Annotated in this window: 19 protein-coding genes; 12 read left to right on the top strand and 7 right to left on the bottom strand. The window is 64.2% G+C overall.

What is annotated here, in order from left to right; genetic code table 11:
* Positions 1 to 68: 68 nt before the first annotated feature.
* On the top strand, positions 69 to 2,909 hold the full coding sequence (gene secA / locus ABIB99_RS35650; protein WP_231143790.1) for a preprotein translocase subunit SecA: 2,841 nt from the start codon (positions 69 to 71) through the stop codon (positions 2,907 to 2,909).
* A 245-nt stretch (positions 2,910 to 3,154) separates the two neighbouring features.
* Here the strand turns inward: secA and ABIB99_RS35645 are convergent, their stop codons facing one another.
* Entirely contained in the window at positions 3,155 to 3,589 is a 435-nt protein-coding gene (locus tag ABIB99_RS35645) for a MarR family winged helix-turn-helix transcriptional regulator (RefSeq protein ID WP_014490415.1), read from the bottom strand.
* A gap of 179 nt (positions 3,590 to 3,768) precedes the next feature.
* On the opposite strand from ABIB99_RS35645, the gene ABIB99_RS35640 reads away from it, so the two are divergent.
* The 7 genes from ABIB99_RS35640 to ABIB99_RS35610 all read left to right on the top strand — a co-directional run bounded on the left by ABIB99_RS35640 (position 3,769) and on the right by ABIB99_RS35610 (position 11,342).
* Positions 3,769 to 4,953: a substrate-binding domain-containing protein gene (locus ABIB99_RS35640; protein ID WP_063980616.1), complete on the top strand. Its 1,185-nt coding sequence runs from the start codon at positions 3,769 to 3,771 to the stop codon at positions 4,951 to 4,953.
* 151 nt (positions 4,954 to 5,104) lie between these two features.
* Entirely contained in the window at positions 5,105 to 6,619 is a 1,515-nt protein-coding gene (locus ABIB99_RS35635) for an amidase (protein ID WP_063980617.1), read from the top strand.
* A 96-nt stretch (positions 6,620 to 6,715) separates the two neighbouring features.
* Positions 6,716 to 7,573 carry a branched-chain amino acid ABC transporter permease gene (locus ABIB99_RS35630; protein WP_063980618.1) on the top strand — a complete coding sequence of 286 codons (858 nt, stop codon included), beginning with the start codon at positions 6,716 to 6,718 and terminating at the stop codon, positions 7,571 to 7,573.
* Positions 7,574 to 7,575: 2 nt separating this feature from the next.
* Positions 7,576 to 8,793: a substrate-binding protein gene (locus tag ABIB99_RS35625; RefSeq protein ID WP_063980619.1), complete on the top strand. Its 1,218-nt coding sequence runs from the start codon at positions 7,576 to 7,578 to the stop codon at positions 8,791 to 8,793.
* A 6-nt stretch (positions 8,794 to 8,799) separates the two neighbouring features.
* On the top strand, positions 8,800 to 9,933 hold the full coding sequence (locus ABIB99_RS35620) for a branched-chain amino acid ABC transporter permease (RefSeq protein ID WP_063980620.1): 1,134 nt from the start codon (positions 8,800 to 8,802) through the stop codon (positions 9,931 to 9,933).
* A complete protein-coding gene (locus ABIB99_RS35615) occupies positions 9,920 to 10,654 on the top strand; it encodes an ABC transporter ATP-binding protein (RefSeq protein ID WP_063980621.1) in 735 nt (244 codons plus the stop codon). The genes ABIB99_RS35620 and ABIB99_RS35615 overlap by 14 nt, the downstream gene beginning before the upstream one ends.
* The gene (locus ABIB99_RS35610; RefSeq protein ID WP_063980622.1) at positions 10,647 to 11,342 is read left to right on the top strand and encodes a branched-chain amino acid ABC transporter ATP-binding protein; all 696 of its coding nucleotides are present in this window, start codon (positions 10,647 to 10,649) and stop codon (positions 11,340 to 11,342) included. Before ABIB99_RS35615 ends, ABIB99_RS35610 begins: the two co-directional genes overlap by 8 nt.
* A 109-nt stretch (positions 11,343 to 11,451) precedes the next feature.
* On the opposite strand, the gene ABIB99_RS35605 is transcribed toward ABIB99_RS35610, so the two are convergent.
* The 4 genes from ABIB99_RS35605 to ABIB99_RS35590 form a co-directional block, all read right to left on the bottom strand.
* Positions 11,452 to 13,011, bottom strand: a complete 1,560-nt coding sequence (locus ABIB99_RS35605) for a L,D-transpeptidase family protein (protein WP_225048569.1) — start codon at positions 13,009 to 13,011, stop codon at positions 11,452 to 11,454.
* Between the two features lie 453 nt (positions 13,012 to 13,464).
* A complete protein-coding gene (locus ABIB99_RS35600) occupies positions 13,465 to 14,427 on the bottom strand; it encodes an acetyl-CoA carboxylase carboxyltransferase subunit alpha (RefSeq protein WP_063986022.1) in 963 nt (320 codons plus the stop codon).
* Positions 14,428 to 14,700: 273 nt separating this feature from the next.
* Positions 14,701 to 15,657: a site-specific tyrosine recombinase XerD gene (gene xerD / locus ABIB99_RS35595; protein ID WP_354180174.1), complete on the bottom strand. Its 957-nt coding sequence runs from the start codon at positions 15,655 to 15,657 to the stop codon at positions 14,701 to 14,703.
* A gap of 17 nt (positions 15,658 to 15,674) precedes the next feature.
* The gene (locus ABIB99_RS35590; protein WP_035730492.1) at positions 15,675 to 15,821 is read right to left on the bottom strand and encodes a hypothetical protein; all 147 of its coding nucleotides are present in this window, start codon (positions 15,819 to 15,821) and stop codon (positions 15,675 to 15,677) included.
* 158 nt (positions 15,822 to 15,979) lie between these two features.
* Here ABIB99_RS35590 and ABIB99_RS35585 point away from each other — a divergent pair, with 158 nt between their 5' ends.
* From ABIB99_RS35585 to ABIB99_RS35575, 3 genes are all read left to right on the top strand, one after another.
* The gene (locus tag ABIB99_RS35585) at positions 15,980 to 16,606 is read left to right on the top strand and encodes a shikimate kinase (protein ID WP_085403588.1); all 627 of its coding nucleotides are present in this window, start codon (positions 15,980 to 15,982) and stop codon (positions 16,604 to 16,606) included.
* Entirely contained in the window at positions 16,603 to 17,751 is a 1,149-nt protein-coding gene (gene aroB / locus ABIB99_RS35580) for a 3-dehydroquinate synthase (RefSeq protein ID WP_354180171.1), read from the top strand. Before ABIB99_RS35585 ends, aroB begins: the two co-directional genes overlap by 4 nt.
* Before the next feature lie 86 nt (positions 17,752 to 17,837).
* Positions 17,838 to 19,142, top strand: coding sequence for an HlyC/CorC family transporter (locus ABIB99_RS35575; protein WP_071908474.1), 1,305 nt, complete (start codon positions 17,838 to 17,840; stop codon positions 19,140 to 19,142).
* Positions 19,143 to 19,277: 135 nt separating this feature from the next.
* On the opposite strand, the gene ABIB99_RS35570 is transcribed toward ABIB99_RS35575, so the two are convergent.
* Positions 19,278 to 19,553 (bottom strand): BolA family protein, encoded by a 276-nt coding sequence (locus ABIB99_RS35570; protein WP_028149466.1) that lies wholly within the window; start codon positions 19,551 to 19,553, stop codon positions 19,278 to 19,280.
* A gap of 158 nt (positions 19,554 to 19,711) precedes the next feature.
* On the opposite strand from ABIB99_RS35570, the gene ABIB99_RS35565 reads away from it, so the two are divergent.
* Positions 19,712 to 20,344, top strand: a complete 633-nt coding sequence (locus ABIB99_RS35565; RefSeq protein WP_014490400.1) for a J domain-containing protein — start codon at positions 19,712 to 19,714, stop codon at positions 20,342 to 20,344.
* On the opposite strand, the gene ABIB99_RS35560 is transcribed toward ABIB99_RS35565, so the two are convergent.
* A complete protein-coding gene (locus tag ABIB99_RS35560; RefSeq protein WP_135216430.1) occupies positions 20,341 to 21,387 on the bottom strand; it encodes a sensor histidine kinase in 1,047 nt (348 codons plus the stop codon). The two genes, ABIB99_RS35565 and ABIB99_RS35560, sit on opposite strands and share 4 nt — an antisense overlap.
* Positions 21,388 to 21,487: the final 100 nt, after the last annotated feature.

Raw genomic sequence — 21,487 nt, 5'->3', positions numbered from 1 at the left:
GTTGATAGGCAGGGGGGTGACAACTTCTTGGCTGCAACGCGGTTGAATCGCGAACACAGGAACTAGGCATGATCGGCGCGCTCGCCCGCAAGTTTTTCGGCTCCGCCAACGACCGGCGGGTGAAGGGATACCAGTCCCGCGTCAACGCGATCAACGCGCTGGAGCCGGAGGTTTCGAAACTCTCCGACGAGGCGCTGAAGGCCCGCACCGTCGAGTTCAAGAAACAGCTCGCCGAGGGCAAAACGCTCGACGATCTGCTGGTGCCGGCCTTCGCCACCGTGCGCGAAGCCGCCAAGCGCACGCTCGGCCAGCGTCATTTCGACGTCCAGTTGATCGGCGGCATCGTGCTGCACGAGGGCGACATCGCCGAGATGAAGACCGGCGAAGGCAAGACGCTGGTCGCAACGCTCGCGGTCTATCTCAACGCGCTCGCCGGCAAGGGCATTCACGTCGTCACCGTCAACGACTACCTCGCCCGCCGCGACTCCGGCTGGATGGGCCAGATCTACGGCTTCCTCGGCCTGACCACTGGCGTGATCGTGCACGGCCTGGACGATGCCGAACGCAAGGCGGCCTATGCCTGCGACATCACCTACGGCACCAACAACGAATACGGCTTCGACTATCTGCGCGACAACATGAAGTACCGGCTCGAGGACATGGTCCAGCGCCCGCACTTCTACGCCATCGTCGACGAAGTCGACTCGATCCTGATCGACGAAGCGCGCACGCCGCTGATCATCTCCGGCCCGCTCGACGACCGTTCCGATTTCTACAACACCATCGACGGCTTCCTGCCCAAGCTCGACAAGACCGATTACGAGGTCGACGAGAAGCAGCGTACGGTGACGCTGACCGAAGGTGGCATGGAGAAGATCGAGACGTTGCTGCGCGACGCCGGCCAGCTCAAGGGCGAGTCGCTCTACGACGTCGAGAACGTTTCCGTCGTGCACCACATCAACCAGGCGCTGCGCGCCCACACGCTGTTCACGCGCGACAAGGACTACATCGTCCGCGACGACGAGGTCGTCATCATCGACGAGTTCACGGGACGCATGATGGCCGGCCGACGTTATTCGGAAGGCCTGCATCAGGCGCTTGAAGCCAAGGAGCATGTCCAGGTTCAGCCGGAAAACCAGACGCTGGCCTCGATCACCTTCCAGAACTATTTCCGGATGTACGAAAAGCTCGCCGGCATGACCGGCACGGCGCTGACCGAAGCCGACGAACTCTTCGACATCTACAAGCTCGAAGTCGTGGAGATCCCGACCAACGTGCCGGTCGGCCGCCTCGACGAGGACGACGAGGTCTATCGTACCCAGAACGAGAAATACGCCGCGATCCTGGCCGAGATCGAGCGCGCCAATGCGCGGCTGCAGCCGGTGCTGGTCGGCACCGCCTCGATCGAAAAATCGGAAGTGATCGCCGAATACCTCAAGAAGCACGGCTACCGGCAGATCGATTTCGGCAACGAGAATTCGATGCAGAAGCTGTACGCCGCGGCCCGCGCCGGCAAGCCGGCAAAACTGTTCGCGGTGCTGAACGCGCGCTTCCACGAGCAGGAAGCCTATATCGTCGCGGAAGCCGGCGTGCCCGGCGCGATCACGATCGCCACCAACATGGCCGGCCGCGGTACCGACATCAAGCTCGGCGGCTCGCTCGAGATGCGGATCCAGCAGGAGACTGCCGGCATCGAGGACGAGGCGGAGAAGGCGAAGAAGATCGAGCAGATCAAGGCCGACATCGAGCACTTCCGCGAGATCGTGCTGAAGGCCGAGGAAGAGGTCGAGATCGAGCCGGCGAAGGGCTCGAAGCCCGCCAAGACCGTGAAGAAGCCCGGCGGCCTCTACATCATGGGATCCGAGCGTCACGAATCCCGCCGCATCGACAACCAGCTGCGCGGCCGTTCCGGCCGTCAGGGCGATCCCGGCCGCTCGAAGTTCTTCCTGTCGCTGGAAGACGATCTGATGCGCATCTTCGGTTCGGATCGCCTCGACAGCATGCTGCAGCGTCTCGGCCTGAAGGAAGGCGAGGCGATCATCCATCCCTGGATCAACAAGGCGCTCGAGAAGGCGCAGCAGAAGGTCGAGGCGCGCAACTTCGACATCCGCAAGAACCTGCTCAAGTTCGACAACGTCCAGAACGACCAGCGCAAGGTGATCTTCGATCAGCGCGTCGACCTGATGAAGGACGACAGCGTCGCCGAGACCGTTACCGACATGCGCCACGCCTTCATCGACGACCTCGTCGCCAAGCACGTGCCCGAGCATGCCTATGCCGAGCAGTGGGATGTGGCCGGCCTGAAGGAAGAGCTGAAGCGCGTGCTCGATCTCGACCTGCCGGTCGACGAATGGGCCAAGGAAGAGGGCATCGCCGACGAGGAGCTGCTCACCCGCATCGAGACCAAAGCCGACGAGCACATGGCGGCCAAGGTCGGGCAATGGGGTCCCGACGTGATGCGTTACGTCGAGAAGACCATTCTGCTCCAGACGCTCGACCATCTCTGGCGCGAGCATCTGATCATGCTCGACCATCTGCGCCAGGTCATCGGCCTGCGTGGCTACGGCCAGCGCGATCCGTTGCAGGAGTACAAGACCGAGGCCTTCAATCTCTTCCAGGAGATGAGCGCGCATCTGCGCGAGGCCGTCACGGCGCAGCTGATGCGGGTCGAGATCGTCCCGCCGGAGCAGGAAGCCCCCGTGCTGCCGCCGATGGAAGCGCACAAGTTCGACCCGAACACCGGCGAGGACGAAATGGCGCTCGCCAGCGTCACGCTCGGTGCGCAGGCTTCCGACGCAGCTCTTCGCGATCCGAAGAACCCCGCAAGCTGGGGCAAGGTCGGCCGCAACGAGGATTGCCCGTGCGGCTCAGGCAAGAAGTACAAGCACTGCCACGGGCGGTACGGCTAGCCGCTAAGCTCCGCTGTGAGGCGCGACGTCGGCGCCTCACTCTCCACTGTCGTCGCCCGGCTTGACCGGGCGACCCAGTACGCCGCGGCTTCTCGGTTCAATCAAAACTGTCTCTGGAATACTGGATCGCCCGATTAAATCGGGCGATGACAGCCGAGTGTGTGGCGCGCAACTCGCACCACATCGTCGTCCTGGCGCTCCGCTTCGCTTGTCCAGGACGACGATGAGATTGAAATCGACGCCGCTCAATTCGAGCTGTCGATCAAGCTCTCCAGCAGCCGCTTCAGTTCGCTCGTCGATTTGTCGCCGTAGCTCTCCAGGATGTGCTCCTCCTGGTCGACCGCGAGCGAGTTGAGCTTCTTGCACAGCACCTTGCCGCGGTCGGAGATGAACATCAAAACCTTGCGGCGATCATTCGGGTCCTGCACGCGATAGACCAGCGTGTCGGAGACCATGCGGTCGATCATCTTGGTCAGCGTCGGATGATTGAGCAGCACCGCGTCCGCGAGTTCGCCCATCGAGTGGCCATCGCCGTCCGACAACACCTTAAGGATGCGCCACTGCTCGACGGGAACGCCTTCCTTGCTCAGCCGCAGTTCCAGCTGCCGGTTGATCTCCCGGTTGGCTTGCGCGAGCAGGTAGGCGAGGTGTTCGGTGATCGGGGAGTTCGGTTTTGCCACGGCTAAGACTTCGTCTTGACCCAAATGAGTGAATGTCTTGCAATCAATGCTGCTTCTATATGCACTTCAATTGTTGAATATTCAATATTTTCAAAATAGGATGATTGCCTAACAAAAGGGCGGATGCCGCGGCCGCCTGCTCATTGTGCTTTCAGGTCTGGTGCCAGACAGGAGTTGGCGTGCACGCGACGGTAAACTTCCCGGCTCACGGCAGTCCGGCGATGCCGCCGTCCTTGCTGCTGAGGAATCTGTCGTCGTCGGGCGCCGATAGCTCGCTGTCGCCGGGCGATCATGCTTTCCTCAGGCGGCGTGGCGCGAACAAGCTGCGCATCGGCGGTTTCATCTGCTGCACGGGATCGCCGGGTGTGTGGGGCCCCTGCGCGACCAACAGCGCGCAACTCGCCGTTGCCGAGATCAACAAGCGCGGCGGCATCCTCGGCCGCGAGATCGAGCTGTCGATCTACGACGCCGGCGGGCCGCTCGACGAGGTGCTGAACCGCGCCGAACAGGCGATCGCGTTCGACGAGGTCGATCTCATCGTCGGGCTGCACACCAGCGCGGTCCGCGTCGGCTTGCGCGACGTCACCACGCGTCACCGCATCCCCTACATCTATACGCCGGTCTACGAAGGCGGCGAGCGCACGCCCGGCGTGATGGCGATCGGCGAGACGCCGCGCTGGCAGAGCCGGCCGTCGATCCACTGGCTTGCCGACGTCAAGAAGGCGTCGCGCTGGTACCTGATCGGCAGCGATTACGTCTGGCCCTGGCAATCGCACCGCGCCGTGAAGAACTACATCAAGGAAACCGGAGGCCACGTCGTTGGCGAGGAGTTCGTCCCCCTCGGCGAGGACAATCACGAGCCGCACCTGGCGCGCATCCGCGCCGCGCGGCCCGATGTCGTGCTGATCTCGCTGATCGGCACCGACAGCGTCACCTTCAATCGTGCTTTCGGCGAATGCGGCCTCGGCGCCACGACGCTGCGGCTGGCGGGAGCCATGGACGAGACGGTGCTGCTCGGCATCGGCGCCGACAACAGCGAGAACATGTTCTGCGCATCCGGCTATTTCTCCGGCATCGGCTCGCGGGCCAATGACGACTTCCAGATCCGCTATCGCGCGATGTTCGGGCCGAACGCCCCGCCGATCGGATCGCTCGGCCAGTCCAGCTATGAAGGCCTGCGTTTCCTCGAAGCCGTGGCGAAAAAGGCAGGTTCGCTGTCGATGGCGCCCATGCTCGCGGCGGGCCGCAACATCGTTTACGGCGGCGCGCGCGGCCCGGTCGTCGTTCGCAACGGCCACGCCCGCATGCAGATGTATCTCGCGGAGGCCGACGGCCTCGACTTCAAGCTGATCAAGCCGGTCTGAGCCTGCTGCGGCAATCCGGACAGCCCCATCTTAAAATAATACTTGAAAAGGAAAATATTTCCGCTTTGAATGTTTCAGCAGGGCCGCTGCGCGCGTCGCGCCAATCGCGGCCGCGCGCAGGGACCGTACCAAGAAACTTCAGGAGAGCGCCGTGACAGTTGTCCTTCCCACGCCTGCCCAACTTCTTGACGTCGCCAAGCAGTGCGGCCTTTCGCTGACCGATGCCGATGTCGCCTCGTTCCGCGGCCTGATGCAGGGCTCGATCGAGGCCTATAATCTCGTCGGCGCGATGCCGGACGAAGTGCCGGAGGTGAAATATCCGCGCACGCCGGGCTACCGGCCCTCACCCGAGGAGAACCCGCGCAACGCCTGGTATCGCAAGTCGACCGTGAAGGGTGCGGCGAGCGGCAAGCTCAAGGGCAAGACCGTCGCGCTGAAGGACAACATCATGCTCGCCGGCGTGCCCATGATGAACGGCTCGGCGACGCTGGAAGGCTATGTTCCCGATTTCGACGCCACCATCGTCACGCGCATGCTCGATGCCGGCGCCGAGATCGCCGGCAAGGTGCATTGCGAATCCTTCTGCATGTCCGGCGGCAGCCACACCGGTGCGGTCGGTGCCGTGCACAATCCGCACAAGATGGGCTATTCGGCCGGCGGCTCGTCCTCCGGTTCCGGCGTCGTGGTCGCGCTCGGCGAGGTCGACATGGCGATCGGCGGCGACCAGGGCGGCTCGATCCGCATGCCGTCCTCGTTCTGCGGCACCTACGGCATGAAGCCGACCTGGGGCCTCGTCCCCTACACCGGCATCATGCCGATCGAGGTCTTCGTCGACCACACCGGTCCGATGACCGCGACCGTCGCCGACAATGCGCTGCTGCTCGAAGTGCTCGCCGGCGACGACGGCTACGATCCCCGCATCAAGGCGCCGAAGGTCGAGGAGTACACCAAGGCGCTCGGCCAGGGCGTCAAGGGCATGAAGATCGGCATCCTCAAGGAAGGCTTCGAGCAGGCGAACGCGGAGGCCGCCGTCAACGAAAGCGTCCGCGAGGCCGCCAAGCGCTTCAAGGACCTTGGCGCCACGGTCGAGATCGTCTCGATCCCGATGCATCTTGTCGGTCCCGCGATCTGGACGCCGATCGGCACGGAGGGCATGACCCAGACCATGATGTATGGCGATGGCTATGGCCTCAGCCGCTCCGACCTCTACTCGACCTCGCTGATGGACTTCCATCGCGGCTGGCGCCGGCAGGCGGATTCGCTATCGGAGACGACAAAACTGTTCCTGATGCTCGGGACCTACATCAACAACAGCTTCGGTCCCCGCTATTACGGCAAGGCACTCAACATCTCGCGTCGCCTGACCGCGGCCTATGACAAGGCGTTCGGCGAATACGACCTGCTGCTGCTGCCGACGACGCCAATGAAGGCGACGAAGCTGCCGGAGCCCACCGCGAGCCGCGAAGACTACGTCGCCCGCGCGCTCGAGATGATCTCCAACACAGCGCCGTTCGACATCACCCATCATCCCGCGATGTCGCTGCCCTGCGGCATGGTCGACGGCCTGCCCGTCGGACTGATGCTGGTCGGCCGCATGTTCGAGGAATCCACGATCTACCGCGCCGCGCATGCCTTCGAGCAGATCGGCGACTGGAAGAAGATGTGAGCGAGGCATCGATGCAGACGGACGGACCAGAGCGTTTTCAAGCGAAGTGGATACCGGTTCGCGTCAAGAAAATGCGTAAAAATAAGAATCCAGCGCATGGCTAACGCGTTCGTCGCGGCGTTCGAAATCCTGAGCTTCGGCGCGATCATCGTCCTGATCGTGCTGGGGCTCGGAATCATCGCCAGCATGATGGGCATCTTCAACTTCGCGCAAGGAGAGTTCGTCCTGCTCGGGGCCTACATCACCTATCTCGCCTACGCCAAGGGCCTGCCGATCTGGGCCGGCATGGTCGCGGCGCCCTTCGTGGTCGGTGCGCTCGGCTTCGTGCTGGAGGCGCTGATCATCCGCCGCTTCTACGCCGCGCCGATCGTGGCGATGCTCGGCACCTATGCGCTCGGCCTGATCATCCGCGAATCCGTGCGCGGCCTGATCGGTGGCTTCTATCTGACCGTGCCCGAGCCGATCGGCGGCTCGATCGATATCGGCGCCATGCATATCTCGGCCTGGCGCTTCACCATCATCGTCATCACGCTCCTGGTGATGGCGGGCTGTTACCTCCTGCTGTCGCGCACGAGTTTTGGCCTGCGCATGCGCGCCACCCTGGAAAATCCCTCGCTGGCGCGGGCCTCAGGCATCTCCACGCCCCTGATGTACGGCGCCACGTTTGCGTTTGGCTCCGCGCTCGCCGGCCTTGCCGGTGCGCTGATCGTGCCGGTGTTCAGCCTGTACGCCGATCTCGGCCTGCGTTTCCTGATCCAGGGTTTTGTCGCGGTGATGGTCGGCGGCGTCGGCTCCTTCATCGGACCGGTGGCGGGCGCCGGCGTGATCGGCACCCTCAGTGCCGCGCTGCCATGGGTGATGGCGCCCGTCGTCGCCGACGTCCTCGTCTTCGTGCTCGCCATTGTCTTCATCAAATTTCGGCCACAGGGCCTCATCGCTGGAAAAGGGGTTTAGTCATGTTCGATCGTACTCAGCTTTCGCGTCGCCGCTTCCTCTCCAATCTTGCCTTTACCACCGGCGCGGTCGCGACCGGCGTCGGAAGCTGGGTGATCCCGGCGCCGTGGGCGAACGCGGCGGAAGGCCCGATCAAGGTCGGTATCGCGACCGATCTCACCGGCCCGATCGCTTATGCCGGCAATGCCGACGCCAATGTCGCCAAGATGGTGATCAAGGAGATCAATACGGCCGGTGGCCTGCTCGGCCGTCCGCTCGAGCTCTATATCGAGGACACTGCGTCGAACGAATCCGTCGCCGTCGGCAACGTCCGAAAACTGATCCAGCGCGACAAGGTCGACATGGTGCTGGGCGGCATCACCTCGTCGATGCGCAACGCGATCAAGGACCCGATCGTGGCGCGCGGCAAGACGCTCTACATCTATCCGCAGCTCTACGAAGGCAAGGAGTGCACACCCTATCTGTTCTGCACCGGGCCGACGCCGGCGCAGCAGTGTGACGAGTTCATCCCCTGGCTGATCAAGAACGGCGGCAAGAAGTTCGCGCTGCCGAGCGCCAACTATGTCTGGCCGCACACGCTCAACGTCTACGCCCGCAAGGTCATTGAGGCGAACGGCGGCGAGGTCGTGTTCGAGGAATATTACCCGCTCGACCAGATCGACTTCTCATCGACCGTCAACCGGATCATCTCCAACAAGGTCGACGTCGTCTTCAACACTGTCATTCCGCCGGGCGTCGGCCCGTTCTTCAAGCAGCTCTATGAAGCGGGCTTCCTCAAGAACGGCGGGCGCCTAGCCTGCGTCTACTATGACGAGAACACGCTCAACATCAACCAGGCCGCCGAGATCGAAGGGCTCGCAAGCTGCCTCGACTATTTCAAGGTGCTGACCAAGGAGAACCCGTTCGACGCAAAAATCCAGGCGGCGTACGAGAAGGACTTTCCCGGCAACTTCCTGTTCGCGGCCGGCAGTGCCGCGACCGGTACCTATCGCGGCCTCAAGCTGTGGGAAGCGGCCGTGAAGGAAGCCGGCAAGGTCGATCGCGACTCGGTTGCCGCCACTCTCGATCACGCCAAGATCGCCGAAGGCCCGGGCGGCCCGGCCGAGATGGTGCCGGGCAAGCGGCACTGCAAGATGAAGATGTACACCGCGGTCGCCAAGGGTGGGAACTACGAGATCGTCGGACGCAGCGACGGGCTCGTCGATCCCAAGGAATGCTGAGGCGGAATGCCGAAGTCGATGACTGTGGTAAGAGAAGCCATCGCCGGCGACGAAGCGGACGGTGCGATGGCTGAACGCGTGGCCGCGGGACAGGCCAAGGAACAGGTCAAGGCAGGACGAAAGGTCCTGCCGATCGTGGAGGGCGTCGTGCTCGTCGCGGCGCTGCTCGCGCCGCTGGTGCTGCAGGACTACCTCACCGTGTTCGCGACCCGCGTGATCATCCTCGCGCTGTTCGCGTTGTCGTTCGATCTGGTCTGGGGTTATGCCGGCATCATGAGCTTCGGCCAGGCCCTGTTCTTCGGCTCGGCCGGCTATGGCGTCGCGCTGCTCGCGCGCGACCTCGACATCACCAACATCTTTGTGGTGCTGCCGGCGGGAACGCTGATCGGCCTCACCTTCGCGCTGCTGCTCGGCGGCTTCCTGCTGCTTGGACGGCACCCCTCCAGCGTCATCTTCGTGTCGCTGGGCACGCTGACCGGCTCCTACGCCGCCGATCGCCTCGCGCGCGGCTGGTACTATCTCGGCGGCCAGAACGGCATCCCCTCGATCGCGCCGATGTCGCTCGGCGGCTACGAATTTACTGAGGGCCCGGCCTTCTACTATCTCGTGCTCGGTATCCTCGTCGTGGTCTACCTGCTCTGCCGCTTCCTGGTACGCTCGCAATTCGGCCTGGCGCTTGCGGGCCTGCGCGAGAACGAGCAGCGCATCGCCTTCTTCGGCTACAAGGTACAGCACCTGAAGGCGATCATCTTCGCGATCGGCGGCGCCATCGCAGGTCTTGCCGGCAGCCTTTATGCCTTCCATGAAGGTTTCGTCTGGCCCAACATGGTCGGCGTCGTCGTCTCGACGCAGGTCGTGCTCTATGTGCTGTTCGGCGGCTCCGGCACGTTGATCGGCGCCGTCATCGGCGCCGTGATCGTCGAGGGCGTCAGCTTCTGGCTCTCTGACAATTATCGCGAGATCTGGCCGATCATCCTCGGTCTGCTGCTGCTGCTCGTGATCCTGTTCCGGCCACTTGGCCTGATCAGCTTTGTGCTCGGCGAGCGCGAACGGGTCGGCAGCTTTGGTGCCAAGCCCAAGGAGACCGTGAAGCGGACTGAGAAGCAGACTGAGAAGGAGAAGCGCAATGCCGCTCCTTGAAGCTGCCGATATCAAGAAGATCTTTGGCAAGCTCACCGCGCTCGACGGCGCCGCGCTGACCGTCGGCGAGAACGAGTTTCACGGCCTGATCGGACCGAACGGCTCCGGCAAGAGCACGCTGATGAAGTGCATTGCGGGGGCCGAAGTGCCGACCCAAGGCAAAGTGAGTTTCATCAACACCGACATCACCGCGTTCACGCCGACCGAACGGGCCCGGGCCGGCATGAGCCTGAAATTCCAGATCACCAGCGTGCTGCCGACGCTGACGCTCTACGACAACATCCTGCTCGCGCTGCAGGCGCAGTCCTCGCTGTTCGATCTCGTATTCTCGCGCACGCGGGACGCGCTGCACGACCAGGTCATGACCATGCTGACGCAGTTCCGCCTCGCCGATCGCGCCTTCGACGCGGCGGCCGCACTGTCGCACGGCCAGCAGCAATGGCTGGAGATCGCGATGGCGCTCGCGGGCAAGCCGAAGCTGCTGCTGCTGGACGAGCCGACCGGCGGCATGAGCCTGGAGGAGCGCCGCGTCACCGGTGAATTGCTTCAGCCGATCAAAAAACATTGCTCGCTCGTCATCGTCGAGCACGACCTCGATTTCATCCGCGACATTTGCGATCGGTTGACCGTGCTCGACCAGGGCAAGGTGCTGGCATCAGGCACCGTGTCGGAGATCCAGGCCAACAAATCCGTTCAGGAGATCTATCTGCGCCGTGCCTGAATTTTTGGACATCAAGCATCTCGACGCGGGCTATGGCCGCAGCCAGGTCCTGTTCGACGTCACCCTCGGCATTCCCTGGCGCGGCGGCGTCGCCGTGCTCGGCCGCAACGGCGCAGGCAAGACCACGCTGATGAAGACCATCGTCGGCGAGCTGCCGGCGTGGAAGGGCGAGGTCGCCTTCGACGGGCGCGACATCAGCCGCCGCGCGACCCAGGAGCGCGTGCGCGCCGGCATCGGCTACGTGCCGCAGGAGCATTCGGTATTCGCGCGCCTGTCGGTGCGCGACAATCTCGCGGTCGGCTCGCTCGCCAGCAAGAAGGACGACGCGGTCGACCATGTGCTGACTATCTTCCCGAAACTCGGCCAGCGCCTCGACCAGCCCGCCGGCACCCTCTCCGGCGGTGAGCGCAAGATGCTCGCCATCGGCCGCGCGATGCTGGGCGATCCGAAGCTGTTGTTGCTGGACGAGCCGACCGAAGGCGTCTGGATCGGAGTGATTGAGGAGATCACCGAGCGCCTGATCGAGCTCGCGAAGAGCATCGCCGTCATCATCGTCGAGCAGCACCTCGACCTCGCGCTGCGCGTCGCCGATTACGCCTATGTACTGGACCGCGGCAGGGTCGCGCTGCAAGGGCAGGCGAACGATGTGCGCGTCAATCCGGAGCTGATGCGGTACCTGGCGCCGTAGGTCGCGCTGCCCGTCTTTGAGTGAGGCGCAGCGCTCTCACTGTACCTCATCAAGGGGAATGACGGCGTCAGGCTGAGATGGATCGGAGAGATTAAGCGGAGCGCCGCCCTTACTTCACCGCCCCAAAGCGGCTGTCGAACGAGTTCGACGACACCACCGGCGCGGCGCCCATGATCTGCGTCGCTTCACTCGCGCCATCCGACACCGACGGCTTCAGCGCCGGCCGCGTCGCGGCGAGGCGCGTGTCCGGCTTCACCGGTTCGGCCGGCTTGGCGGCGGCGACGGCCGGCTTCGGCGCGTCCTTGGACGTATCGCGGCCGGGCACGAACCGGGTCACTGCGGCCTTCAGCCTCGATGTCGCGGTGGGTGGCGTTGCGGGCGCAGCGGCAGGGGCCACGGACGCGGTCGCTTGCGGGGGAGGCGTGGTCGCCGTCGTGTCGGCGGTGCCGAGGCCCATCTTGCGGCCGAGGTTGGAGAAGAAGCCGCCTGACGATTTCTCTTGGGATTTCTCGCTGGCCGGCGCGGCCGCGGCGACGCGGGTGGTGGCGGCGGGCGCGCTGACGGCGACGACCGGCTCCTGGTTCACGGGAGCGGCGGCGACCGCATCGAGATTGGGCTTGGGCGGATTGACGTGTCCGGGGATCGTGCCCGGCGCCTTCGCCATCGCCAGCATCTCCAGGGTCGAGCCTTCGGCGTTCTCCGAGAGTCCGGTCGATCCCTCCGGAATCTTCGAGGCAAAAATCTTGTTCATGCCGCCGTCGATGCCGGTGTTCATGCGCGCGATTGGCGTGCCCTTGGCGACGAGCTTGTTGTATTCGACCTGGTCGCGCGCATCCTTGTCGCGCACCGCGCTGGCGATGTTCTCGGGGATCACATAGGCCGGGCACTTCGCGGACGCGTCGAACACCGGATCGCGCTTCGCGTCAGGCGTCTTCGTTGCGTCGAACACGTATTTGCGCTCGCAGAAATCGACCTTCGGCTCCTGCCGCGTCACCTCGAAATGATCATAGCCTTCCTTGATCATCTTCCAGAACGGCATGTTCGGGTTGTTCCGGTGCTTGGCCATGTTCACCGGCGTCATCTTGAACGGATAGGCCTGCAGCTGGAACGCCTTCTGGCCGCCGAAGAACGACTCGCGGCCAAGCGAATAAATCTCCGCGATCTGCTCGTCCGTCATCGCGTAGCAGCCGCGCGACGAACAATCGCCATGCACCATCAGCTGCGAGCCGGTGCGCCCCAGAGCCTTGTCGAACGCGTTCGGATAGCCCGTGTTGAACGAGAGATAGTAGGCCGACTGCGGATTCATCTGGCCCGGATTGATCGAGTAGAATCCTTCCGGCGCCTGGCGGTCGCCTTCGCGCACCTTCGGACCGAGATCGCCCGACCAGCGGCAGATCGGATAGGTCTTGAGCAGCGCGAACTGGCCGTTGCGGGCCTGCTTCCAGACCTCGAGCTCGGCCTCCTGCTTGAACAGGCGGACCAGGATCGGCGATTGCAGGTCCATGTCCTTCTCGACCATCGCGGCGAGAAGCTTTGGCGGCACCGGCTGGTTGGCCTTGGCGTTGGTCGCGAGCGAGACCTGGTCGGTGTCGCAGCCGGCCAGCAGAACACTGGCTGTCAGCAGCGCAACCGAAGCCAAAAGCGCGCGAGCAAGCGAACGAGAAATCAAGATGGACCCCACACCGTGCCGGGCAGAGAGCGCGAACCCCAATCTCGAAGCATGATCCGACCGGAGATCCGGACCCGTCGTGACGGGCGTTTTCGAACCACGCTCCAGCGCTTGTGCCCTGAAGCCATTGATTAAAATTCTAACCTCTGGGTCATGTGGTCGCAACCCGAGCTGGGATCACGAGCCCGTTGGCCCAGTGGCATGGTCAACGAAGACTAAATGGACGCGACTTTGGGCCGTACTTGGGCCTTCCGGCCCAATCCGCACAGAGATCGCTGATTTGGGCAAAAAAAGGGTTAACGGGGAGTTACCGGGGCGGTCGGGGGCCGCCCGAAAGGTCTTGTAGGGTGGGCAAAGGCGCAAAGCGCCGTGCCCACCATCTCGCTCCCCATACTGTTTGGAATGGTGGGCACGCTTCGCTTTGCCCACTCTACGGCACCGAAAACGGCCGAATCAGCCCAGTTTCCGGCCGATATCGAGGAATTTCTGCCGCCGCTGCTTGCGGATGGTGTCGCCGTCCAGGCCGCGGAGCTCGTCAAAAGCCTTGGCGATGGCATCGCCCGTGGTGGCGATCATGGCGGTGGGGTCGCGGTGGGCGCCGCCGACCGGCTCCTTCAAGATGCTGTCGATCACCCCGAAGCGCAGCATGTCCTGCGCGGTGATCTTCATGTTGTTGGCGGCTTCCTGCGCCTTGGAGCCGTCGCGCCACAGGATCGAGGAGGCGGCCTCGGGCGAGATCACGCTGTAGATCGCGTGCTCCAGCATCAGGACCCTGTTGGCGGTGGTGATGGCGATGGCGCCGCCCGACATGCCCTCGCCGGTGATGATGGCGACGTTGGGCACGGTCAGCGCCATGCAGGCATCGGTCGAGCGCGCGATCGCCTCGGCCTGGCCGCGCTCCTCGGCGCCGATGCCGGGATAGGCGCCGGCGGAATCGGCGAGCGACAGCACGGGCAGGCCGAACCGCTCGGCCATCTCCATCAGCCGCACGCATTTGCGATAGCCCTCGGGCCGCGCCATGCCGAAATTGTGCCGGATGCGACTCTCGGTGGAATCGCCCTTTTCCTGGCCCATCACGCAGATGGCCTCACCGCGGAAGCGGCCGAAGCCGGCAACCAGCGCCTCGTCCTCGCCGAACTTGCGGTCGCCCGCGAGCGGGGTGAATTCGGTGATTAGGCCCTTGATGAAGTCGTTGAAATGCGGCCGCTGCGGATGCCGCGCGACCAGCGTCTTCTGCCACGGCGTCAGGTTCAGATAGAGGTCGGCCAGCGCCTGCGCCGCCTTGTCCTCGATCTTCCCGATCTCCTCGGAGATATCGGTGCCCGAGGCCGCAAGCGTCCGCAGCTCGTCGACCTTGGAGTCGAGCTCGGCGACCGGCTTTTCGAAGTCGAGATAGCTGCGCATGTGATCTGGCATCAACTCAATATAGCGAGGACGGGGCGGGGCGTCGAAGCAGGTTTGGACCGGCGGAAAGAAATGTAGCTTCTTCAATGAGTTGGCTTGTGCGCTCTAAAGCAGCCCGCCAAATCATGCGTGAGGCCACGGCTCTTTCTGCGGAGATGTGGCCGAAGTCAAGGCGGTTTCATGGGTTGCCTGTAGCCCGGATGGAGCGAAGCGCAATCCGGGAGGGTCTTTCCGCGAGGCGGGCGGCCCCGGATTTCGCTGCGCTCCATCCGGGCTACAAGAGAACTATTTCTCCGCCAGCGGGTGCAGGTCGCGCACCAGGCTCTTCAGGCGCTCCTCGACCACATGGGTGTAGATCTGGGTCGTGGAGATATCGGTGTGGCCGAGCAGGGTCTGCACGATGCGCAAATCCGCGCCGTTGTGCAGGAGGTGGCTGGCAAAGGCGTGGCGCAACACGTGCGGGGAGACCAGCCGGGCCTGCAGCCCCGAGGCGACAGCAAGCTCTTTCAGGTCGCGGGCGAAATGCTGCCGCGTCAGATGCCCGCTCTCGCCGAACGATGGGAATAGCCATTTCGAGGCGGCCACGCTGTTCTTCTTGTCGGCTTTTGCCGCTTCCGTCGCCACGAGATAGTCGGCCATCGCCTGCCGTGAGGCCTCGTTGAGCGGCACCAGGCGTTCCTTGTTGCCCTTGCCGCGCACCACGATCATGCGGGCGTCGCGTTTTGCCGCGGAGCGCGGCAGCGCCACCAGCTCGGAGACGCGCAGGCCCGTGGCGTAGAGCACTTCGAGCAGGCAATAGAGCCGCAACGCGCGCAGCCGTTTCGAGGGCGAAGCGTCCTCCGCCTCGCTCAATTCCTTGGCGCGGCGGAGCATGCGGTCGACATCCGCGATCGACAGCACCTTCGGCAGGCCGCGGCCGCGCTTGGGGCCGGACAGGATCGCCGCGGGATCCTCGGTGCGGATGCGCTCGTTCAGGAGAAAGCGGTAGAGATGCCGCATCGCCGACAGCCGCCGCGCGACGCTGGTGGACTTGAAGCCGCGGCTGTCGAGATCGGCGAGATAATCGCGCAGGATCTGCGTCTCGGCGTCAGCAAAGCTGTGCCCGACGCGGCCCAAAAATTCCGAGAAATCGGTGAGGTCGCGGCGGTAGGCGTCGAGCGTATTGGGGCCGGCGCCCTGTTCCGCCGCGAGCATGTCGAGGAACAGGCCGGTGAGCTTGCTGTCTGAGGGCTGTACGCGCATGCCCTGGAGGCTAGCTCCTATTTCTTGAGAAACTTATCCGGCGGGATCGTCACCGTCATTTCCCGCGACTTCGGGCTCACGAAGTTCGCCAGCGCGAAGACCACGCCATAGACGATGCCGGCGAGCACGGCGACGACCGTCAGGAAGCGGAACAGGCTGGGCATTGGGCAAGGTCTCGGGAAGGTCTCAGGCGTCCAAATTAACCAATGAAATCATCCAACATGTTCGCCGTTTCGTGGCAAGAGTCCTCTGGCGAGGGCCCCGAGGGGGTCGTATAGGTGGCCAAAGCATGCCGCCTCCGGCGGCAGATCGAGCGAGACCCATGCCCGACGCCGCGTTGCCGATACAAGCTGCCCCTGAGGCCGACATCCTGTCGGCGCTCGGGACGCGCTCGATCGTGCTCGTCGGCATGATGGGGGTGGGCAAATCCACCATCGGGCGCCGCATGGCGGCCCGGCTCAAGCTGCCCTTCGTTGACGCCGACACCGAGATCGAGGTCGCTCATGCCGGCATGACCATACCGGAGATTTTCGAGCGCCATGGCGAGCCGTATTTCCGGGATGGCGAGGCGCGGGTGATCGCGCGCCTGCTCGACGGCGAGCCGATCGTGCTGGCGACCGGTGGCGGTGCCTTCATGCGCGAGGAGACGCGCAATCGCATTGCGGCCAAGGCGGTTTCGATCTGGCTCAAGGCCGACCCTGACGTCATCATGCGCCGGGTGCGCCGCCGCGCCGACCGCCCGCTGCTCCAGACCGCCGATCCCGAAGGAACCGTGACGCGCCTCCTCACCGAGCGCGAGCCGATCTATCGCCATGCCGACCTCACCATCGCCTCGCGCGACGTGCCGCACGACAAGATCGTCGAGGAATGCATCGAGACGCTGCGCGCCCATCTCCGCGGCGAACAAGCCGCACAATCACCTGCCGACGTTGCGAGTGCCGTACGATGACTGCGCCGTTGAAACATTCAGATCCTGTCAACGTCGACGTCGCGCTCGGCGATCGCGCCTATGACATCGTCATCGGCCGCGGCGTGCTGGCTTCGCTCGGCGAACAGGTCGCGCGCTTGCGGCCCGGCGTGCGTACGGCGATCGTCACCGATCGCACCGTCGCAAAATACTGGCTCGAGCCGACCGAAGCGTCGCTCGCTTCTGCCGGCATTCCGACCTCGCGCATCGTGGTCGAGGAAGGCGAGATCTCCAAAACCTATGCCGGCCTCGAAAAGGTCAGCGAGGCCCTGATCGCCGCGAAGATCGAGCGCAACGATCTCGTCATCGCGCTCGGCGGCGGCGTGGTCGGCGATCTCGCCGGCTTTGCGGCCGCGATCCTGCGCCGCGGCGTCGATTTCGTGCAGGTGCCGACCTCGCTGCTGGCACAGGTCGATTCCTCCGTCGGCGGCAAGACCGGCATCAATTCGCCGCAGGGCAAGAATCTGCTCGGCGCCTTCCACCAGCCCGTGCTGGTCATTGCCGACACCGCCGTGCTCGACACGCTGTCGCCGCGGCAGTTCCGCGCCGGCTATGCCGAGGTCGCCAAATACGGCGTGCTCGGCGACGAAGCCTTCTTCATCTGGCTGGAGAAGAACCACGCCGACATTTTCAAGGGCGGCTCGGCGCGCGAGCACGCGATCGCGACCTCCTGCCGCGCCAAGGCCGGCGTCGTCTCGCGCGATGAGCGCGAGACCGGCGAACGCGCGCTGCTCAATCTCGGCCATACCTTTGGTCACGCGCTTGAAGCCGCGACCGGTTTCTCCGATCGCCTCTTCCATGGCGAGGGTGTTTCGATCGGCATGACGCTGGCGGCGCAGTTCTCGGCGAAGCTTGGCATGATCGGGGAGGCCGATGCAGCGCGCGTCGAGCGTCACCTCATCGACGCCGGCCTGCCGACGCGCCTGCAGGACATCGCCGGTTTCGCGCAGGAAGGGCTTGCCGACGCCGATGCGCTGATGGCGCTGATGGCGCAGGACAAGAAGGTCAAGCGCGGCAAGCTCACCTTCATCCTGCTGGAGGCGGTCGGGCGTGCCGTGATCGCGAAGGACGTCGAGCCGGCGCCGGTGCGCGATTTCCTCAAAGAGAAGCTCGCGCAGAAGGCTTGATGCGCGGCTGAACGGCGCTAGAGCGTTTTCGAGCGAAGTGGGTACCGGTTCGCGAAAACGCGTCAAAGCAAAAACCAGAGTGGTGCATGGACTGGCTCGGATTCACCATCGTCATTCTCTGCCTGCTCGTCTCGGGCTTTTTCGCCGCGAGCGAGACCGCGCTGACCGGCGCCTCGCGCGCCAGCATGCTGCGGCTCTCCAAGCAGGGTAACCACGACGCCGATGTCGTCTCGCAGCTGCTCGACATGCGCGAGCGCCTGATCGGCGCGCTGCTGCTCGGCAACAATATCGCCAATATCAGCGCGTCTGCGCTCGCCACCAGCATCTTCACGGCCTGGTTCGGCGATGTCGGCGTGCTCTATGCCACCGGCGTGATGACGGCGCTGGTCGTGATCTTCGCGGAGGTGCTACCGAAGACCATCGCGATCAACGCGCCCGACCGCATGGCGCTTGCGGTCGCCCGCCCGATGCGGCTGACGATGTATGTGCTGGGACCGTTGCTGCGGATCGTCGAGGTCATCGTCCGTCTGCTGATGCGCTTGTTTGGTCTGGCCGGCGAGCACCAGGCGATCCTGTCGCCGACCGAGCGCCTGCGCGGCGCGGTCGACCTGCTGCACCACGAGGGCAAGGTCGAGAAGCAGGACCGCGACATGCTCGGCGGCCTGCTCGATCTGCGCGAGCTCCAGGTCTCCGACGTCATGATCCACCGCACCGAGATGATGATGATCAATGCCGACCTGCCGCCGGAGGAACTGGTGCGCGAGGTGCTGGCGACCGAGTACACCCGCATTCCGCTGTGGCGCGAGAAGCCGGAAAACATCATCGGCGTGCTTCACGCCAAGGATCTGTTGCGCGCGATCCGCGCCGCGGACGGCGATACCTCGCGCATTGACGTCTCCACCATCGCGCTGCCGCCCTGGTTCGTGCCGGAAATGCGCCCGGTCTCCGAGCAGCTCAAGGCATTCCGCCGGCGAAAAACCCATTTCGCCCTCGTCGTCGACGAGTACGGCGAGGTTGAAGGTCTCGTGACGCTGGAAGACATTTTGGAAGAGATCGTCGGCGACATCTCCGACGAGCACGACGTCGTGGTCGCCGGCGTGCGCGCCCAGCCGGACGGCTCGGTCGTGGTCGACGGCTCGGTGCCGATCCGCGATCTCAACCGCGCCATGGACTGGCACCTGCCCGACGAAGAGGCAACGACGGTCGCCGGCCTCGTCATTCACGAGGCGCGCTCGATCCCCGACCGCGGCCAGAGTTTCACGTTCCACGGCTTCCGTTTCCGCGTCCTCCGCCGCGAACGCAACCGCATCACCGCGCTCCGTATTTCACCGGTGCCGCGTGACGCGGAGATGGAAGAGGCCAAGCCAAGGCGGGCGGGAACGTCGTTTTGACGCACGGTGTCATCGTCCGCCTTGTGCGCAGTTGCGCACGGGGGCGGACGATCCAGTACGCCGCAGCCTATCGATTGAATCTCGCCAGCAGTGCTTACTGGATGCCCCGCCTTCGCGGGGCATGACAGCGGAGTCTTACGTTCCGCCTTCCCCCGGTGCCTGCGCGTGGATCGCGAGCGCGTGCACGCTGCCGGCAAGTTCCGCGGCCAGCGCCGAATTTATCATGCGGTGGCGATCGACCCGGCTCTTCCCTTTGAAGGCCTGAGACACAATATAAACGCGAAAGTGTGTCTCGCCGCTCGGTCGATGGCCGGCGTGGCCCTCATGCAAATGTGACTCGTCGACGACCTGCAGGCTTTCCGGCGTGAAAGCTTCCCGCAACTTGTTGCTGATAGTGTCTTTCATAACCATGAGTGCCATTAAAGCGCGCAGCCGCACTCCGTCAATTGCATAGGCCGCCTGCGGCGGCCGTACCTCGAAGACGCCGGAGCGAAACTTCGGCTGCGGGTTCCCAGCTAATTGCAATGTCAAGACTTGAAGGTTTTTGCATTGCGTAGTCAAAGTCAGTCATGCCGATCGATTCATCAAAGTTCTTCGACTCCATCCGGGTCAAGCCGAAAGGCAAGCAGCCGGAAGTGAAGCCGCGCGACGCCGTGGTCAATTGCGAATGGGCCGGGTGTCAGAACAAGGGCGCGCACCGTGCGCCGAAGGGCCGCGAGAACCAGCGCGAGTACTGGCACTTCTGCTTGAACCACGTGCGCGAGTACAACCAGAACTACAATTTCTTCTCCGGCATGAATGCCGATGCCGTCGCGCGCTACCAGAAGGATGCGCTGACCGGTCACCGCCCGACCTGGAAGATGGGCGCCAATGGCGGCAAGAAGGGCGCGGAAGCCGAGATCGACATGGCGTCCGATCCGTTCAGCATGTTCAGTGAGATCAACGGCCGCGCGGGCTGGCGGAAGGGTCCTCAGGCCGAGCCCAAGGCCGAGACGCGCAAGGTGATGAACGCCGAGCGCAAGGCGCTCCAGGTCATGGGCCTCGGCCCCGATTCCACGCTCGCCGACGTCAAGAGCAAGTACAAGGCGCTGGTCAAGCAGCACCACCCCGACGCCAACGGCGGCGACCGGTCAACCGAAGACCGCCTGATCGAGATCATCAAGGCCTACAATTACCTGAAGACGGTGGTCCGCGAGGCCTAGGCTACGCCTTCGGGGAAGGACAGTTCGCAAACCAGTCCTTCCGGCCTCCACTGCCGGGTAATGGTTCCGCGCAAGGTCCGGATGATGCCGTCGACCGCGCCGATTCCAAAGCCCTTGCGCGTCGGCGCCTCGTTGACCCGAGGACCGCCGCTCTCCGACCAGTGCAGCACGAGAGCCTCTGCACCTTTGGTCTCCCAGCTGATCTCCAACCTGCCCGAAGGCCTCGACAGCGCGCCATACTTGGCGGCGTTGGTGGCGAGCTCATGCAGCGCGACGGCGATCGACTGGGCCAGCGTGGGCGGCAGGCGGACGTCGTCTCCCGCGATCCTGATCCGCTCGCCGTCCCCGCTTGCGTACGGCCGGAGTTCCTCTTCGACGATGGTCTTCAGATTCGCGCCGGTCCAGCGCGAAGCCGAGAACAGCCTCTGCACGTTGGCAAGCGCGCTGAGCCGGCCTGCAAACACGGTCTGGAACTCTTCTGCGGTATCCGCCTTCGTCAGCCGCAGCATCGCCTGAGCCACTGCGAGCAGATTGTTGGAACGATGATCGACCTCGGAGGTGAGGAGCATCATCCTCTGCTCGGCCTGCTTGCGAGCCGTGATGTCCACCAGCATGTTGACCGCACCAACCAACCGGCCGCGTTCGTCGCGCAGCGGCGTCGGATATGGCATGAAGCAGATCCGGGAGCCGTCCGGCCGCTCGGCCACGGCCTCGACGTCGCGCACCGGCCGGTTCTGCTTGAGCGCGATTGCCATCGGGCATTCATCGTGGGGAAGCGCCGTGCCGTCGGGCAGATACAGCTTCCAGGTCACGCACCACATCTCGCCGATCTTCGGCATGCGTCCGGCAAAATCGATGCAGGCGCGATTGAAGAAGGTGATGCAACCTTCCGCGTCGGTTGTGTAGATCGCGGCCGGCAGAGCCTGCAGCAAGTCGCGGAATCGTCTTTCAGAATCCGTGCCGGCCTCGGTCCGGTTGGCGGCATAGCCTGCGGCGATCTCGCCGATCCTGGCCTCGTCCGCTTGTCCAAACAGGTCCAGCATTGGAATCTTGATCCGAGGGGGCTCACGGTTAAGTCCCCAGACCCAAAGATGTTCCAAGTTCGTCGCCCGGACCGTGCGCGCGCTCCCGCAATTACGATCT

The organism is Bradyrhizobium sp. LA6.1 (assembly GCF_040547805.1).
Lineage (GTDB): Bacteria > Pseudomonadota > Alphaproteobacteria > Rhizobiales > Xanthobacteraceae > Bradyrhizobium > Bradyrhizobium barranii.
Note: the sequence above shows the minus strand (reverse complement) of the source record. Positions and strands in the feature narration are given on the sequence as shown.